13 protein-coding genes, 2 tRNA genes, 1 pseudogene and 1 other annotated feature (1 of these 17 only partly in view) are annotated in these 16,831 nt (G+C 38.0%); of the genes and pseudogenes, 4 read left to right on the top strand and 12 right to left on the bottom strand.

What is annotated here, in order from left to right; all coding sequences use genetic code 11:
• Positions 1-12: 12 nt before the first annotated feature.
• The 8 genes from A5816_RS13800 to A5816_RS13765 all read right to left on the bottom strand — a co-directional run bounded on the left by A5816_RS13800 (position 13) and on the right by A5816_RS13765 (position 10,656).
• Positions 13-2,658: a valine--tRNA ligase gene (locus A5816_RS13800; protein WP_010733329.1), complete on the bottom strand. Its 2,646-nt coding sequence runs from the start codon at positions 2,656-2,658 to the stop codon at positions 13-15.
• A 47-nt stretch (positions 2,659-2,705) separates the two neighbouring features.
• Positions 2,706-2,922, bottom strand: a binding site (T-box leader).
• A 128-nt stretch (positions 2,923-3,050) separates the two neighbouring features.
• Complete coding sequence (locus A5816_RS13795; RefSeq protein WP_086311545.1) at positions 3,051-3,698, bottom strand: redox-sensing transcriptional repressor Rex; 648 nt, start codon at positions 3,696-3,698, stop codon at positions 3,051-3,053.
• Positions 3,699-3,907: 209 nt separating this feature from the next.
• Complete coding sequence (thiI, locus tag A5816_RS13790) at positions 3,908-5,119, bottom strand: tRNA uracil 4-sulfurtransferase ThiI (RefSeq protein ID WP_002310213.1); 1,212 nt, start codon at positions 5,117-5,119, stop codon at positions 3,908-3,910.
• Between the two features lie 15 nt (positions 5,120-5,134).
• A complete protein-coding gene (locus A5816_RS13785) occupies positions 5,135-6,277 on the bottom strand; it encodes a cysteine desulfurase family protein (protein ID WP_010733327.1) in 1,143 nt (380 codons plus the stop codon).
• Positions 6,278-6,442: 165 nt separating this feature from the next.
• Positions 6,443-8,164, bottom strand: coding sequence for a septation ring formation regulator EzrA (locus tag A5816_RS13780; protein WP_002310211.1), 1,722 nt, complete (start codon positions 8,162-8,164; stop codon positions 6,443-6,445).
• 199 nt (positions 8,165-8,363) lie between these two features.
• Positions 8,364-8,924, bottom strand: coding sequence for an HAD family hydrolase (locus A5816_RS13775; protein WP_086311544.1), 561 nt, complete (start codon positions 8,922-8,924; stop codon positions 8,364-8,366).
• A 25-nt stretch (positions 8,925-8,949) separates the two neighbouring features.
• Positions 8,950-9,789 (bottom strand): Cof-type HAD-IIB family hydrolase, encoded by an 840-nt coding sequence (locus A5816_RS13770; protein ID WP_002335498.1) that lies wholly within the window; start codon positions 9,787-9,789, stop codon positions 8,950-8,952.
• A 33-nt stretch (positions 9,790-9,822) separates the two neighbouring features.
• Positions 9,823-10,656 carry a DUF72 domain-containing protein gene (locus A5816_RS13765; protein ID WP_002372832.1) on the bottom strand — a complete coding sequence of 278 codons (834 nt, stop codon included), beginning with the start codon at positions 10,654-10,656 and terminating at the stop codon, positions 9,823-9,825.
• A 230-nt stretch (positions 10,657-10,886) separates the two neighbouring features.
• On the opposite strand from A5816_RS13765, the gene A5816_RS13760 reads away from it, so the two are divergent.
• On the top strand, positions 10,887-11,855 hold the full coding sequence (locus A5816_RS13760) for an asparaginase (protein WP_002314249.1): 969 nt from the start codon (positions 10,887-10,889) through the stop codon (positions 11,853-11,855).
• A gap of 154 nt (positions 11,856-12,009) precedes the next feature.
• Here the strand turns inward: A5816_RS13760 and A5816_RS13755 are convergent, their stop codons facing one another.
• From A5816_RS13755 to A5816_RS13745, 3 genes are all read right to left on the bottom strand, one after another.
• Positions 12,010-12,747, bottom strand: coding sequence for an acyl-ACP thioesterase domain-containing protein (locus A5816_RS13755; protein ID WP_010733323.1), 738 nt, complete (start codon positions 12,745-12,747; stop codon positions 12,010-12,012).
• Between the two features lie 15 nt (positions 12,748-12,762).
• Positions 12,763-13,596, bottom strand: coding sequence for a fructosamine kinase family protein (locus A5816_RS13750; RefSeq protein WP_086311543.1), 834 nt, complete (start codon positions 13,594-13,596; stop codon positions 12,763-12,765).
• Positions 13,597-13,799: 203 nt separating this feature from the next.
• The gene (locus A5816_RS13745) at positions 13,800-15,128 is read right to left on the bottom strand and encodes an aminopeptidase C (protein ID WP_086311542.1); all 1,329 of its coding nucleotides are present in this window, start codon (positions 15,126-15,128) and stop codon (positions 13,800-13,802) included.
• Positions 15,129-15,423: 295 nt separating this feature from the next.
• Between A5816_RS13745 and A5816_RS16345 the strand changes: the two genes are divergently transcribed.
• Positions 15,424-15,588, top strand: a complete 165-nt coding sequence (locus A5816_RS16345; RefSeq protein ID WP_002372850.1) for a hypothetical protein — start codon at positions 15,424-15,426, stop codon at positions 15,586-15,588.
• Positions 15,589-15,724: 136 nt separating this feature from the next.
• Here the strand turns inward: A5816_RS16345 and A5816_RS13740 are convergent.
• Positions 15,725-15,798, bottom strand: a tRNA-Asn gene (locus A5816_RS13740).
• Positions 15,799-16,013: 215 nt separating this feature from the next.
• On the opposite strand from A5816_RS13740, the gene A5816_RS13735 reads away from it, so the two are divergent.
• Positions 16,014-16,086, top strand: a tRNA-Thr gene (locus A5816_RS13735).
• A gap of 645 nt (positions 16,087-16,731) precedes the next feature.
• Positions 16,732-16,831 (top strand): annotated as a pseudogene (locus A5816_RS13725) (hypothetical protein) (its annotated part continues 239 nt past the right edge of the window); the annotation flags it as partial.

Genomic DNA, 16,831 nt, shown 5'->3' with positions numbered 1-16,831 from the left:
TGTTCCCCGCTTTTATTGAATAGTACGCAAACTTTCGATTCGTTCTTTGACAGCCGTTTGCTTCTCTAAATAATCTTTTTCTTTTGCACGTTCTGCCTCTACTACTTCTTCCGGCGCATTAGAAACAAACCGTTCATTAGAAAGTTTTCCTTGGACACGTTTCACTTCGCTTGTCCATTTTTCCAGTTCTTTTTCTAATCGTTTGATTTCCTCTTCGATATTGATCAATCCTGCTAACGGCAAGAAGATTTCTGCACCTGTCAGAACAGCTGACATCGCTAGATCTGGTGCAGTGATCTCACTTGATATCGTCAACTCTTCTGGATTACAGAAGCGTTCGATGTAGCTTGTATTTTCAACTAAAAATTGATCGATTTTAGCATCGTTTGTTTTGATTAATAACGTAATTGGTTTAGACAATGGTGTATTCACTTCTGAACGAATGTTTCGAACTGCTCGAATCAATTCCTTCAATACTTCCATTCCTTTAGAAGCAGTTTCATCGTCAAACTCTGGACGTACCACAGGATATTCTGCTACTACTAGAGAATTTCCTTGATGAGGAATATGTTCCCATATTTCTTCTGTGACGAATGGCATGATTGGATGCAACAAACGCAAAATCTGATCCAAGGTATGGACTAGGATACTACGTGTTGTTTGTTTTGAAACAGCATCATCTCCATAAAGTACTTCTTTGCTCATTTCGATATACCAGTCACAAAAATCATCCCAGATAAAGTTATACAGTTGTCTACCGGCTTCACCAAATTCAAAACGATCAAATAATTCAGTTACACGTGCGATCGTTTCATTCAAACGAGTAAGGATCCATCGGTCAGCCACTGATTTTTCTCCAGATAAATCGATCTCTTCTACGGTCATTCCTTCGATATTCATGATAACGAAACGTGAAGCATTCCAGATTTTATTGATAAAGTTCCATGAAGCATCCATTTTTTCATAGCTGAAGCGAACATCTTGCCCTGGGGCAGAACCATTCGATAAGAACCAACGAAGAGCATCTGCTCCATACTTTTCGATTACTTCCATCGGATCGATTCCATTACCTAATGATTTACTCATCTTCCGCCCTTGTTCGTCACGAATCAATCCATGAATCAAGACATTCTCAAATGGTCGTTCGCCAGTAAATTCCAAACTTTGGAAGATCATTCGGCTTACCCAGAAGAAAATGATGTCATAACCAGTTACTAAGGTGCTAGTAGGGAAGTACCGCTTATAATCTTCGCTTTCCGTGTCTGGCCAGCCCATCGTTGAAAAAGGCCACAATGCTGAACTAAACCAAGTGTCTAAAACATCCGGATCTTGGACCCAGTTTTCACTATCAGCTGGTGCTTCCATCCCTACATACATTTCGCCTGTTTCTTTGTGATACCATGCAGGGATTTGATGTCCCCACCATAATTGTCGTGAAATTACCCAGTCATGGACATTTTCCATCCAACGTAAAAATGTTTGATTGAATCTTGGAGGGAAGAATTCCACTGCTTGATCTGTTTCTTGGTTATCAATGGCTTTTTTTGCTAACGGCGCCATTTTTACAAACCATTGAGTAGACAATCGAGGTTCGACAACGACACCTGTCCGCTCGGAATGTCCCACACTATGGACCATCGTATCGATTTTGATCAATCGGCCGATTTCTTTTAGATCTTGCACGATTGCTTTACGGGCAGCGAAACGATCCATTCCAGCATATTTTCCTGCTAGTTCATTCATCGTGCCATCATCATCCATCACATTGACTCGTGGGAGATCATGACGATTACCTACCTCAAAGTCGTTTGGATCATGTGCTGGAGTGATTTTTACTACGCCTGTCCCAAACTCCATATCTACATATTCATCTGCAATGATTGGGATTTCTTTATTGACTAAAGGTAGAATCACTTTTTTGCCGATCAGCGCTTGATAACGCTCGTCTTCTGGGTGAACAGCAATCGCCGTATCTCCCAACATCGTTTCTGGCCGGGTCGTCGCAATTTCTACTACGCCTGATCCATCTGCCAGTTCATAGCTCATATGGTAAAAGGCGCCTTCGATGTCTTTATGAATAACTTCGATATCAGATAGAGCTGTTCGTGCTTGAGGGTCCCAATTGATGATGTATTCACCGCGATAGATCAACCCTTTTTCATATAAGGTAACAAAAACTTTACGTACTGCTTCAGATAATCCGTCATCTAATGTAAAACGTTCTCTGCTGTAATCTAAAGATAAGCCCATTTTAGCCCACTGTTCACGGATATGGTTTGCATACTCTTCTTTCCATTCCCACACTTGATCGATGAACTTTTCACGACCTAGATCATAGCGAGAAATTCCTTGCTCTCTGAGCTTTGCTTCTACCTTTGCTTGTGTCGCGATTCCTGCATGGTCCATACCAGGCAACCATAAAGTATCATATCCTTGCATTCTCTTTTGACGAATCAGCATATCTTGCAAGGTCGTATCCCAAGCATGCCCTAAATGAAGTTTTCCGGTAACATTTGGGGGTGGGATCACGATTGAATAAGGTTTTGCTTTTTTATCTCCGCTCGGTTTAAACAAATCTTGTTCTAACCAATGCTGATAACGTCCAGCTTCAACTTCTTGCGGGTTATATTTTGTTGATAGGTTATTTTCTTCCGTCATGCTGTTTTCCTCCTTTAAACTAAAAAACGTCCTAAAATACTTTCGTATTTTAGGACGTATGATTTACGCGGTACCACCTAAATTGCAATAATCAATCATTATTGCCTCTCAAGTGAGTTAACGATCACGACTCGTCTATCTCTACTCCATTCAAGACAGAAACTCCCAAGCTACCTTCACTGGTTGTCATTGAGAACCTTTCAGCAGATAGTTCTCTCTCTAAGAATGAATGTGCCAGTTACTCCTCTTGTTCAGCGTTATGCTTCATTCTACAATGGTTTTTTTTTTTAGTCAACAAGTGGTCGTGAAAAAACCACTTCATTTAGTATTAAAAAATTTTTGAAAGAATTACGACGGATCCTCGCAAGAACAATAAGCCTACTCAAATTTTCCTAAGAAAAAACTTCTGAGTAATTCTCATCAAAGTAAATAAGCGTCTGTAACTCGGTTGTCAAATCAATGTATTGAACATTGACATAAGCTGGGACAGTTACTCGGTCAGGTGCAAAATTAAGTATAGCGGTTACATTCCCTTTGACAATTTCATCAATAGCAGATTGTGAATATTTACTTGGTACCGTAGAGATTGCTACTGTCACATTTTTTGCTTTGGCTATCTCCGCGAAACGATCAATCGGATAGATCAATTCTCCATCAATGACTCGATTGATCAGTGCTGGATCATTATCAAAGACGCACACGATATTTAGATTTTCATTTCTTCTAAAATTGTTATGTTTCAATGCTTTGCCAAGATTTCCGTATCCGACTAATGCGATTCGTTTTTCTTCTTTAGTATTAAGGATATTATTGAATACATCGATAAGGAAAGGGACATCATAGCCATATCCGCTTCTGCCTAGCTCGCCTAATTGCGAGAAGTCTCTGCGGATCGTTGCAGAAGGAATTTGGGTGATTTCGCTGAACTCATTTGATTTGATTCTACTTATGCCTGAGTCATCCAGCATCTTTAAGTAGCGTAAATATAAAGGTAACCTTTTCGCAGTTGCTTTTGGCAGTGTATCTGTTTTTTCTCGCATAACGACGCTCCTTGTTAATAATTTCACATATTTAGTGTAACATGTTTCTAACTCGGGAGCAAGGTTACAGGTAGGAAGGAAAAGGGTGTGAGACAAATAAAACGACCCAAAAATTAACTATTTGGGTCGCTATTTCATGGAAATTTCTCTTTTTTATCATTTATCAGCTAATCTTCGACATTAGTTCAAAACACTGATTTCACAACCTCTTATAGCAATTCTGAAAATTCTTCAGTTTTTTCATTAGAAGATTCTGCTTGTATCTCTTCCATCTTCAAGCCAGCTAATGCTCGTTGGATCATTTCATCTATTGCTAAACGCTCTTCATATTGATGGACCTTTTCCAGTTGAGGGCGTGTTTTTGGCTGTGGAGGAGCAAAAATCGTACAGCAGTCTTCAAAAGGCTGGATAGAAAGATTAAATGTATCGATCTGTTCTGCTACTTCAATGATTTCAAGTTTATCCATTGTCGCTACAGGCCGAATGATTGGCGTATTCGTTACTTCATTGATAGCCACCATACTTTGCAAGGTTTGTGAAGCCACTTGACCTAATGATTCGCCATTCAAAATAACTAGACCATGACGAATACGGCGAATTTCATCGGTCAACCGCAACATCATTCGACGAGTGATCGTCATCCAATATCCTTGTGGCACTGATTTTTTGATTTCTTCTTGAATCTCGGTAAATGGCACTTCAATAAAATGGATTGTTCCTACATATGGCGCTAGTTTCGCTGTTAAGTCTTTTGCTTTTTGCAGTGCTTGTTCACTTGTATACGGTGGACTAGCAAAATGAACAGCTTCGATTTCCACTCCCCGCTTCATTGCAAAATATCCTGCTACAGGAGAATCAATCCCACCAGAAAGCATGAGCATTCCCTTTCCACTTGTTCCTACAGGCAACCCGCCAGCTCCTTTGATCGTTTCATACGACAGATAAGCGCCGTCACGACGAATCTCTACACGTAATGGAATATCGGGCTGACGCATTTGAACTTGGATATGAGGGAAAATATCAAAAACAGCATTGCCTAATGTTTGATTCAATTCATTACTTGTCAATTCAAATTGGTGATCGCTTCTTTTAGCGATAATTTTAAATGTTTCTTTCCCTGTATAAATTTCTTTCATGATGTCTTGAACAGCTTGTTTCAAAACTTCGACATCTTTTTCTACCCGAATACTCGGAGAAAAATTTTGGATCCCAAATATTTTTGCTAGTTTTGGAATAACTAGCTGACTGTCTGCACCATTCAACAAAAGATGCATCCGGTCGCGATCAGCATGGATTTTGATTTCTGGAAATTCTTTCAAAGCTTGTCTGACATTTTGTGCTAGTTGCATGATAAAGCTTTTTCGATTCTTTCCTTTTGTCGAAAGCTCTCCATAACGGACCATAATTTCACTGTATTTCACAAGAACACTCCTCTTTTAATTGATTGCAGAAAATTTCTTATAAAGCTGCTTGAAAATAATCATAAATTGTTCCACTTCTGCTAATGAGTTATTTTCATCTAGGCTGATTCGAATAGCAGATGTAGCCAAATCATTTGGTACATGCATCGCGTGCAATGTACTGCTTGCCATATGTTTACGTGAGGAGCAGGCACTAGTAGTAGAAACAAATATTTGCTTTTCCTCTAAAGCATGGACGAGAACTTCACCACGAATTCCTTTTAGAGCAAAACATAAAATATGCGGCGCATAGTCGGTTCCTTCTGAAAAGATCGTCACTTTATCATACGACTTCAACGCATTGATCAAAGCTTCTTTTAAGCGTTGTGTCTGCTCAGGTTTTTGTTTCTTTATCTCTAATGATAAACGTAAAGCTTTAGCCATAGCCACAATACCTGGAACATTTTCTGTCCCACTTCGTTGATTTCTTTCCTGTCCTCCACCTGTCAGTAATGGTGCTAAACGACGACCCTTTTTCCAATAAATGAAACCCGTTCCCCGTGGACCATGGAATTTATGGGCTGAAAATGTTGCAAAATCCACTCTCCCTGTCAACCATTGCGAGAATGGTACTTTTCCGATTGCCTGAACAGCGTCTACATGGAAATGAATTTTAGGGAAATCATCCAAAAGATCACTGATTTCTTGGATGGGCTGAATCGATCCTACTTCATTATTCACAGCCATAACAGAGACCAAAACTGTCTCTTTTCTTATTAATTTTTTCAATTCGTCAACACGTACAAATCCGCGTTTATCTACTGGGGCGATACTTACTTCGATTCCTAATTCTTTTAATTGTTCGGCCGTCTCACTGACTGCCGGATGTTCGATTCCTGAAATGATCATATGATTCCCATACTCTCTTTTTTCAATCATCGTTCCTTTTAATACCCAGTTATCTCCTTCTGTTCCTCCTGAAGTAAAAAAGATTTCTTCTGGTTCTGCATGGATCAAATCAGCGATCTGCTTTCTTGCTTGCTGCAACAACCGATTAGCTTGATTGCCCAAATCATGAAGACTTGATGGATTCCCAATAATCCGCTGACTGGTTTTTACATATGCATCTAAGCTTTGCGGAAAGATTGGGGTCGTTGCACTGTTATCAAAATATATCATAAGAAACCCCTCTTTTTTGAAATTCTTTTCTATTATAACGGTTGTCCAAGGTGCTTTCAAGAGCAGGTGGAATTTTCACTTGTTTCGTCCTTCGGATAGACATAAAAAAAGACAAGAACAAGACGGATGATTGTCTTGTTCTTGCATGATTACTGCTTTTTTGCTTTATACTAAGTCTGGATGATTAAAATAAAAATCTTCGATGCGTTTGAAAGCACCTGGTTCTACTCTCTCTAATGCTGTACCAATTTCGTCTAATGCTTCTTGATAATGATATTCTTTATTGAATAAATAGTAACTTTTATCAATCGCTTCTCGCACTTCTTCGTGTGTATGACGATAACGGTTTGCATATTGGAGCATTTGCTCCGTTAGTGCTGCTGCATCTACTAGATCATGTGTCTTCTTATCTAATAATTCTAGATCTTCTTCGCATAGAGCAACTAAACGATTGACTTCCTCCATGTTTACTCGAATTTTATTCAAGACAACACTTAGTTCTTCAATACGATCAGTAGCAACAAAAAAGAATTCTAGGTAATCATTCGGCAAGCCAGGCAAACGTTGTTTCTCTACAAAACGTTTCAAACTACGCAATTTAAATTCGAATGTATCGATCTTTTCTTGCGCTTCTTTTTCGCCTTTTCTCAATTCATGTAATGAGTCGTCGATCTCTACTTGTTGCGTTTCGATATCTTCTAAGACCTTGAAGACTGTTTTATAGAACGTACGCACTTCTGAATAAGGGATTTCGTGTTGGCGGATCTGCGGAATCATCTGTTCATTTTGACGTTCCATTTCTTCCACTTCAGTTTGGAAACCTCGTACACGACCAATTTCATTGTGATTCAATGTATAGCTTTGAGCGGTGTGATCCAACTCAATCAATAATTGACGGTTATTCTTCGTTGTATGTTTGATATACTCTGCAATCGTTGATTGGTTAGTTTTTACATATCTCTGAGCTTCCATTTCCCGTTCTAAGATGTCATATAGCGAATCAATCAAATCAGCTGTTTCTCGGTTTTCGAATTCGACCGTTTCAACTTCTGTTTTTTCAAGATTGGCTAATGAATTTTCAATTCTTCGACTTACTTTTGCGATATCTTCAGCAAGATCTTCTTCAGGGAATACATATTGTTCTTCCATTAATTTCTCATAAGTATCACTGATTTCTTCAAGTTGTTCAGGGAAAGTCGTATGGAGATCTTCATACAGTGGTGGAATTTTTTTCATCAGAGCTTCCACTTCATACGTATGTTTTTCTGCTTTATCTAAAACCTCGCGGGCCTCTACAGGATCGCCGGAAGTATTTAAAGTCACGAATTGCGTAAATTCTTTTTCGATCATCTTGATCTGTTTTTGCAATTCAAAAAGAGCTGGTCCATATTCATGCTCGTCTTCTCTGACTTTTTCTTTCAGTTCTTCATAGACATCAAGCGCCTGCTGGACAGCTAATGAGTTGCGTTCTTCCGTTTCTCGCAATTCCTTCAGACCTTCACGGATTTCCGTTACTTGTTTCTCCATTTGGTCCATTGTTGCTTCTGCTTCAACAACTGCTTTTTTTCCTTTTAAGAACCGAAAACTTTCATTGAGGTTTTCCACTTCAAAAATTTGACTTTCTAATTCAGCGAATGAGGAAGTAGATATGTCATTCCACTTTTGACTCCATTCACGAAAGGTATTTTGGCTTTGCCCAACCAGATGCATTTTTTTAACATCATCGACTTCTTCAATCACTGGCAAGTCAAATAATTCTTCCTTGCGTTTTTCTAAGGCATCCAATCGATCTTGGTTTTTTTTCTTCATCAAGTAACTAACCAAAAAGACGACAATGGCGACTATAATGATTGCAATGACGATTCCGATGATAACATTATTTCCCATTTATGGTTCCTCCGTTTTCAGTATGCATCTTTTTATGCAACAGATGGCGTTCTGCTTGGCATAAATCCAAATAATACGTCTCTCGTGCAAAAGACATCTATTTTAGATTATAGCATACTATTTTCGTGCATTCACTAACTTAAACGAAAATCTTTTGTTTTTCCATCGTATAAAGATAACAAAAATAGTGAAGTACTGATCACTCTGTTTCGTTTGTGCGTGCACTCTTTTCAGCAGAGCTTTTCCCAGCAAGAGCTTCTTGAATCTGTCGTTGGATTTCTGCCGCGATTTTAGGCTCTGGCGCGTACTCCATCTGCCAGTTCTCAGGTTTCAATACTTTATTTGTTACAGGATCATAATGAGGTTTTCCATCTGGAAACAATTTTCCCATATTTGCCTGATGGACGATATCAAATATTCGATCAGGCGCTATTCCCAATAATGAAAAAGAACCATAAGTAAAGTAAAGGATATCTGTCAGTGCATCTACTTGTTCAATCAGTGGATCACTTACCCACTCTGTTTTATCAAGTATTTTTTCTTCTGCTTTATCTAATGCTTCGTGTAGCAGAGTAACAGCTTCATGTAGTTGTACTTTACTTGGTGAGGTAGCTGCAACAAATTCAACAAGTTCTTCTATTTTGAATGCAGCACGTGTATGAGCCTCCATCGCAGTAAAAGCTGTGGGGATTTCTGGTCTTCTTGGATCAAAAATTTTGTGAAATGCTTCTACTTTTTGAAAAGGTGTCTCTGATTCCATACTAATGTTTTCCTTCTTTCATTGACTAATAAATCAGACCAAAGTGTTTCAGTCCTTCGTATATGCCATCTTCTTCATTTGATTGGGTCACAAAATCTGCGGCATGTTTTACTTCGTTCTGGGCATTTCCCATGGCCACTCCAATTCCTACACCTTTCAGCATCTCGATATCATTGTAATGGTCGCCGAATGCCATGATTTCTTCCATCTCAATTCCGACAGCATTTGCGAAAGCTTGGATGCCTAGCAATTTTGAACCACCTTTTGGGATAATATCTACAGTATACGTATTTGAACGTTGGAAGGTACACTCGGGAAATAGATGTTCTAACTTTTTCTGTTCTGACTCCGGACTAAGCAGTATACATTGGTAAATTGGTTCTTTTAATATCTCTAATGTTTCATAACGGTCCTTTTGCCGGTGAGGGCTAAAAAGCTGGAGGATTTTTTTCATCAGACGTACCGGGAATTTACGCGGTAAAAAGCTGACTAGCCGCTTGATAAAAATCGATTGTCCTAATAGCATCGTCGTTGATCCATCTAGCCGATTTCTCGCACCAAAAACGATTTGTCGATGGTTCTCATCTGCAAATTCAACAATATGTTCCAATACTTTTTGTTCAAAAGGGTGGTCGATAATCGTTCGATCTGCAGTAAAAACCAGTTGACCATTATACACGACATACATATCTAATTCCAATTCATCAATGATTTCTTTGATCTTTATTGGGCTGCGACCCGTTGCTACACCGCATAAAATGCCGTTTTTCCGAGCATAATTAATTGCTTGTTTTGTTGATTCCAATGCTTTTGAACGATTGGTGACCAATGTTCCGTCAATATCAAAAAAAATAGCTTTGATCATAGACTTCGCCCCTTTCATGAATAAAATAAGCCTTTAAAACAGATCCATTTGAGTTGGATTAAGTCCATCCGGATTGATATTTAATATTTTTTGCAGTGCTAATGCATTTTCAGCCGCATCCCCGCCAGAATTGTTATTAAAAATCACACCTACCTCTTTTGTCTTAGAATCAACTGCTTTGACTTCACGTGCTAGTTCTTGCAGTTCTTTTTCTGAATAACGATACAATGTTCTTTTTTTGCGCCAATCTTTATCATTTGCTTGCCATCCCTGAGCATTCCTGCCATGAAATCGAAAAAGAGCAAAGTTCGGATTGGTTACAAATGAATCAAAGGGAATCGTTGTATTCAGCAGCTGCGGCTCATCGATGATGGCTAAAGAAAAAGCGGCTCGAGACATAAAGTTTCTCGTACGTTCAAGAAATTCATCGCTATACCAAGAATAGTCCCGCAATTCTACAGCAACAGGATAACCCTCAAACCACTTTCTAAGTTTGCGCAAGTATTGGACATTTTCTTTTGTACACTTGAATGAAGAGGGGAATTGAATTAAAAAGCAAAAAAGCTTTCCAGCTTCTACCATTGGCGACATGACATCTAAAAAATGCGTAATCATCTCTTCTTCTGTCTGATAATAAGGCTTCCAATCTCCTTGACCGCTGATCCCTTGATAGACTTTGACTACAAAGCGAAAAGATTCAGGTACTTCGTTTATCCAATTCTCAACAGAGGACTTTCGAGGAATCCCATAATAAGCAGTATCTAATTCCACTAAGGGTAGAAATCCGGCATATTCATACAGAGTGTTATTCTTTTTGCCAGTTAATTTGTCATGTTCTTTAAACGATGTTAATCCGATTCTGATCATTTTCGACCACCTTCGTAATTGTTTTCCCTTGACTGCTTTTTTGTAAAAGAAACTCAACCAAATACTCCGTGCATTAAGAGGTCAAGGTCGAGTCTTCTTCGTTTAAGTAAGGGCAGCTTTTTTATAATAAGTCTGGCTATTGTTATTCTTCACTGATAGCAAAACTCTTTTATATAGTATACAATAAGATTTAACGGCTATGCAAAATTATTCGTAAGGAAGTCTGTAAAATGAAAAAAATACTTGTACTGCACACCGGCGGAACGATCGCCATGAAAGAAAACATGCTCACTGGCGGTGTTAGTCCTGATGTGGCAAACCCGTTATTAGATGCAGAAATCACGATACCTGAGCATGTGGAACTCTTAGTTGAAGATATCTTCAATCTTCCCTCACCACACATCATGCCTTCTCACATGTTGGTATTAAAAGAACGTATCTTGTCCGCTTATGAATCAGGTATATTCGGAGTGGTGATTACACATGGTACGGATACATTAGAAGAAACTGCCTTTTTTCTTGATACAACGATTGGCGACAAATTACCAATTGTTTTGACTGGGGCAATGCGTTCAAGTAACGAACTTGGAAGTGACGGCCTCTATAATTTTGAAAGTGCTATTCGCGTCGCAAGCTGTGAAGAAGCGGTAGATAAGGGTGTATTAGTGGTCATGAACGATGAGATCCATTCTGCACGCTACGTGACAAAGACCCACACCACAAATGTTGCTACTTTCCGAACGCCTACATTGGGACCAATCGGTTTAGTAACTAAGAATCGAATCTTATTCTTACAAGAACTTTTAGAAACAAAGCGGCTGGATATTTCCGCTGTAAATGGGACTATCCCAATTGTTAAAGCATATGCTGGGATGCAAGGAGACTTATTGGAAGCAATCGCCCATACGAAAGTAGACGGTCTAGTCATTGAAGCTTTAGGTGCCGGAAATCTCCCTCCTCAAGCCTTAGCAGCTTTAGAAAAGCTCCTTGTCCAAAAAATCCCTGTAGTACTTGTTTCTCGTTGTTTCAATGGAATCGCAGAGCCTGTTTATGATTATGAAGGCGGAGGAAAAGAACTAGAAGAAATGGGGATTATTTTCTGCAACAGCATCAATAGTCAAAAAGCACGTTTAAAACTATTGATTGCCGTAAACTATGGTTTGACGGGCGAAGAATTGATTTCGTTTATCCAAAACTAACCATCAATATCTGATAGCTAAACTTAAAAAGAGAGGCTGTGACAAAAGTAGCTTCTTCGAAAACTAAGCCGAAATTTTACAAAAATTTGAGAAACAATTTTCGTAAATTTCTTCTTATTTCTTGAAGCTGACCACTTCTGTCACAACCTCTTTTTTATTTATTTTTCCATATAATATTGGCTTCACAATACAGCTGTTCTTGCATTCGGATTTCATGTTTTGTTTTGATACCATTTTCGGTTGGGACTTGTTCAAAATGGCTTTCGATCTCATTCCCGTACTCTACTTCTTTATCAAATCGAATAATTACTTTTTCTGGAACATGCGTAGTCAAAAAGTCATATCCCAATACATCAATGATCCAATTAAAATACATCGCATTATTAACATGCTGATTACTATCGATATCATAAAAACGAACACGATATGGCAACATGAAGCCCGAATCGATTTTTTCAATTTTTTCCTGACGCTTGATTTTCTTGATTTTCTCACTCTCAAAAGGAGCAATGATCTCTTCATTAACACTGCTCATTTTTCGATTCACAAAATCCATCAATACAAAAACAGATTCTATTTTGACTAATTCTTCCCCATCCTCATCATGGATCCAGAAGTTCCGATAACAAAAAAACTTATTGTACTCCATGGCTTGAGTCGTTACTGAAATTACTTCACCGACTCTAGGCAGACGATTAATCTCCATAGAATAATTCGTGATGACCCAAGTCAGTCCAAAGCTATTGACGAATTCACTGCCTCTTCCCAACTGGTCGCTTTGATCTTCAGATGTTTTGATAACTACTCCTAACATCGAAGGAAATGTCATCGTTTGATTGATGTCACACTCATAATATGAAACTTCATGCTTTTTGGTATATTTCTTTGCCAAAAACACGCCCTCCTCTTAAAAACTTTCTAGTAATTGATCTACTTGGGAACCGTAACTTTCTCCAAACATATTCAAATGTGCCAAAAGATAATATAACTGGTAAATCGGCAGTCGATCTTCCCATCCCTCTTCTAATGGAAATATAGTTTGATAGGCATCTAAAAATTCCGGTCGGAAACCGCCGAATAACTGACTCATTGCAATGTCTTGTTCCCGATTCCCATAAGAAACAGCCGGATCGACAAAAATTGGATGTCCTTGCTGGTCAAAGAACACATTACCACTCCACAGGTCTCCATGCAAGAGGCGTGGAGTGATCTTTTTGGGTTCAACCGATTTCAATACTCGTTCTTTAAATTGCAGATACTTTTCTTGCCGCTGTACATTCCAACGATTCGTTTCTTCTGCTAAAGAAATCTGGGCTTCAAGCCGATTTTTAAAGAAAAAAATCCACCAATCTTCTTCAAAAGAATTTTTCTGAATAAGTGTACCTAGATAGTTATCTTTTCGAAAACCAAATTGTGGCGCTGTTTGCTGATGGAGGTTAGCTAAAGCTGCAGCAAGATCTCGTTGATCTCCTTTTCCCGGCTCGATCCATTCCATTAACAAATAAGCGCCTTCACTTGTTTCACCCAGCATGTACGTATCTGGTACACGTACGAATGCAGCTAGCTCTTTTAACCCGTCTACTTCTGCTTCAAAAAAATCTTTTTTTACATTCGGATGGATTTTCAAAAAATAAGCACGCTGCTCTGTTTTTATACGATAAGTTTGATTCACATCGCCGCCAACAACTGGAATCACTTTACCATTTAGTTTCAGTTCAGATAAAACAGTTTGGATATCCATGACTTTTCCCCCTGCTCCCAATTTTATTCTATTTTGTCATCATACTTGTTTCATGATAAAAGGATTATTTCCAATCCTCATCCCTTTATTTAGAATTATAGCACAGGGACCATAAAAATCAGGAGATGGACTTTATAGATAAAAAGAGCTGACTTAAGCCAGCTCTTTTTTATCTATAGCATACTCTTTATTGAACTATTTACCTATGCTAAAGCACCCATTGGGTCCCATGGAGATAACACAATTGGTTCTTCATTAAACGCATTTAGTTGCTCTTTCGTCAACAAATCTTTTCTTACAACGATTTGGTACGTATATTCGTCCATCCAGGCATCACTCATAACGAAGAAACCGTTCTTTCCAACTTTTTCGCCCCAGCTGTTTTCGACTTTCCATTTTGTTGATTGTCCGTCCACTAAATCAACGCCAGTCAATACCATCGCATGGGTCATCAAACTTTCACCAAAATCCAAACGTTCAGCTTTAGTCATTGTGAAGTCTGTATCGAATAGATCATCCATCGAATAAGCATCTAAGGCCATGATGCCACTGGTTCTAGTAGAAGATTGTCCTACATCACAACCAAACCATACAGATTCTCCTTGTTCAAGCTGAGCAATCGCTAATTTTTTGAAAGTTTCCATATCAACATTCAGGTATTTAACTTCTTTCCCGCCAACGACATTCCCTAGCATCTCTACTGTATAAGAACGATTGAATGGTTTGTCTTTTGTTGGTGCATTGATCACACTAACATAATCATCTAATTTTACACCGATGTATTTATCATAAAAAATTTGTGGTGTCAATCCTCGGTCAAGATGATAGTTCTGTTCCTCATCGCGGTACTCAAAATCGAATTCTTTTGGAGGTGTTCCTAATGAGATGGCTAAGAAGTTATAAATACTTTCTAGCATTTCTTCTTTTTTTTCTTCAATAGCGTCTAATGTTTCTCCTTGAGCAACCATTTCGCGTAACACAACTGCATCTTTACGCAGTAGTTTGTTCAAGTAGTTATTCAAATCTCGAGAATTTGAACTATTCGCACTTTCCGGCATTACCGATTTAGGCACAACACCGTATTTTTGGAATAATGAAACGATCATATCCCATTGACCGCCATCTTGTTGAGGAGTAGTTAGCAAGAAAGCAACTTTTCGGCTATCAATAGCCTCTTTTCCAGTTGCAATGATGTTTTCATAGAAGTAATTTGCCTTTTCATATTTATCCCAGAAAAAAGTGTAATTTTGTGATAATTCAAACTCTTTTAAATGGAATTGATTCAGCATTTTGTGACGGAACGTATTCAATGCAGCAAACATCCAGCAACGGCCCGATTGCATCTGATTAGCCACTTTTCCTGTAGCTAGATCAATAGAAAATACTGGTGTATTCGCCACATGTGCTGAAATATTTTCAGCAGAAGCAGTAATCCCGTTCTTCACGACAGCCCGCTGCAATGCCTGCTGTTTGTTATTTGCTTGAAACTGTTTGTCAAATTTTGTTGTCATATCCGGTGTAATAGCTTTCATCCAATCATCCTTCCAAATCCAAGTTACACTTCGTATTTTACTCTTAAGAATTTAGAAATACAATCTCTTCTATGATGAAATTTTCATTTGAATGAGAATATACTTACGACTTCATGAAGAAAAATGTCATACGGTATACAATAGTTTTCAGATAAAAAGGAATATTTCTATGAGATAACGAAAATGGCCTGTATAATAAAGAAGAGGCCTAGAAGAACATCATACAATAAGATAGCTTTCAAAATACTCATTGAAAGAAGGAAATACTATAACGTAAGAAAGGAGAATGTATTAAATGAAAAACCTGGTTGCTGGTGGCTTTTTGTTTGTGGGTGGTGGCATACTTATGAATACAGATAACTTTGGGAATGTCATCCCTTTTCTTGGTGCAGCTTGTGCTTTGATCGGTGTAGGAATGCTGATTTATTTCGTATTTAGCGATGATGGGAAGTATGGTTGATTATGAGTAGCCAACCCTACTCTTTCGTAAAGATTATAACATACGTGACAAAAACAGAAAGCTTGATTCATCATCATAATAAAAGAAAAAGAAACCCAAGTAATTGGATTTCTTTTTTTTGCATAAGCTTTATTTACTCCGGCAGTAGGACTCGAACCTACGACATCATGATTAACAGTCATGCGCTACTACCAACTGAGCTATGCCGGAATCAAGTACATGAATATAATATCAATTTCTTTCAAATAACGCAATACTTTTTTTGAATTTTTTTACTATATTCTCGAAGAAACCGTTAGCATTTTTTGTTATTTTTACTTTTTTATGTGAATTGTTTCATTAGTACAAAAACACATTTTTTTGATAAAAAATATATTGACAAATACATTAATATTCGTTATCCTATTATTTGTATTAATGATAATGCCGCTTTAGCTCAGCTGGTAGAGCGCTTCCATGGTAAGGAAGAGGTCGCCGGTTCAAGCCCGGCAAGTGGCTTCCTTAAACAGTGCAACATGTTGGTTTAACAATGTGTCTGCGCTGTTTTTTTATTTTATGCCACGAAAATCCCACAAAACTGTTTTTATTTTAAACAAAGAAAAAACGTCTTTTTCAGTTAATCTGCGAATACTTTAATATGGATTAAATGTTACAGATTCTAAAAGTGAGTTAATAAATAATCCAAGTCCTTATTTGAATGTATCAATAGGAGAAATGGTTGAATTAAACTTCTTAGTTGGTCCAAGTATTGAGGGATTATAGGAATACGTCCTTGTTGTCTTATTAGGAAATAAGCAAATTGAACTAAATGGTCTTTCTAACTTGCCTATTCGGTTATCGAAAGATTCTAAATCCAATAAAATTACTCCACAAAATAGAAAGATTTCTTTCAAAGCGCCAAGCGATCCAGGAAGTTATGAGTTTGTTGTGTATCAATTTGGTTTGGGAAAGGAAATGTTAGGTCTTCCGATGGTTGATAATTCTTTCAGGATGACCATCGGAGTAGAGTGAAAGTTCATTTATTCTCCAAATTAATGGAATCACATTAAAGTAAGTGACCCTGTTGACAATCGATAGCGGGGCTACTTGCTTTATTGATGTTTTAGTGCCCCCGAGTACTCCATCGATTTAACTGATCCATAATTTGAATCTCCTAATCGCTTATTGCTTATTTTCCAGAATATTTATTTTTACTGCGTACCTTCTAAAATGTTTAAAAAATTAGGTTTGTCTAAAAAGCAAA

It is taken from the genome of Enterococcus sp. 3G1_DIV0629, from assembly GCF_002141285.1.
GTDB lineage: Bacteria > Bacillota > Bacilli > Lactobacillales > Enterococcaceae > Enterococcus_B > Enterococcus_B lactis.
Note: the sequence above shows the minus strand (reverse complement) of the source record. Positions and strands in the feature narration are given on the sequence as shown.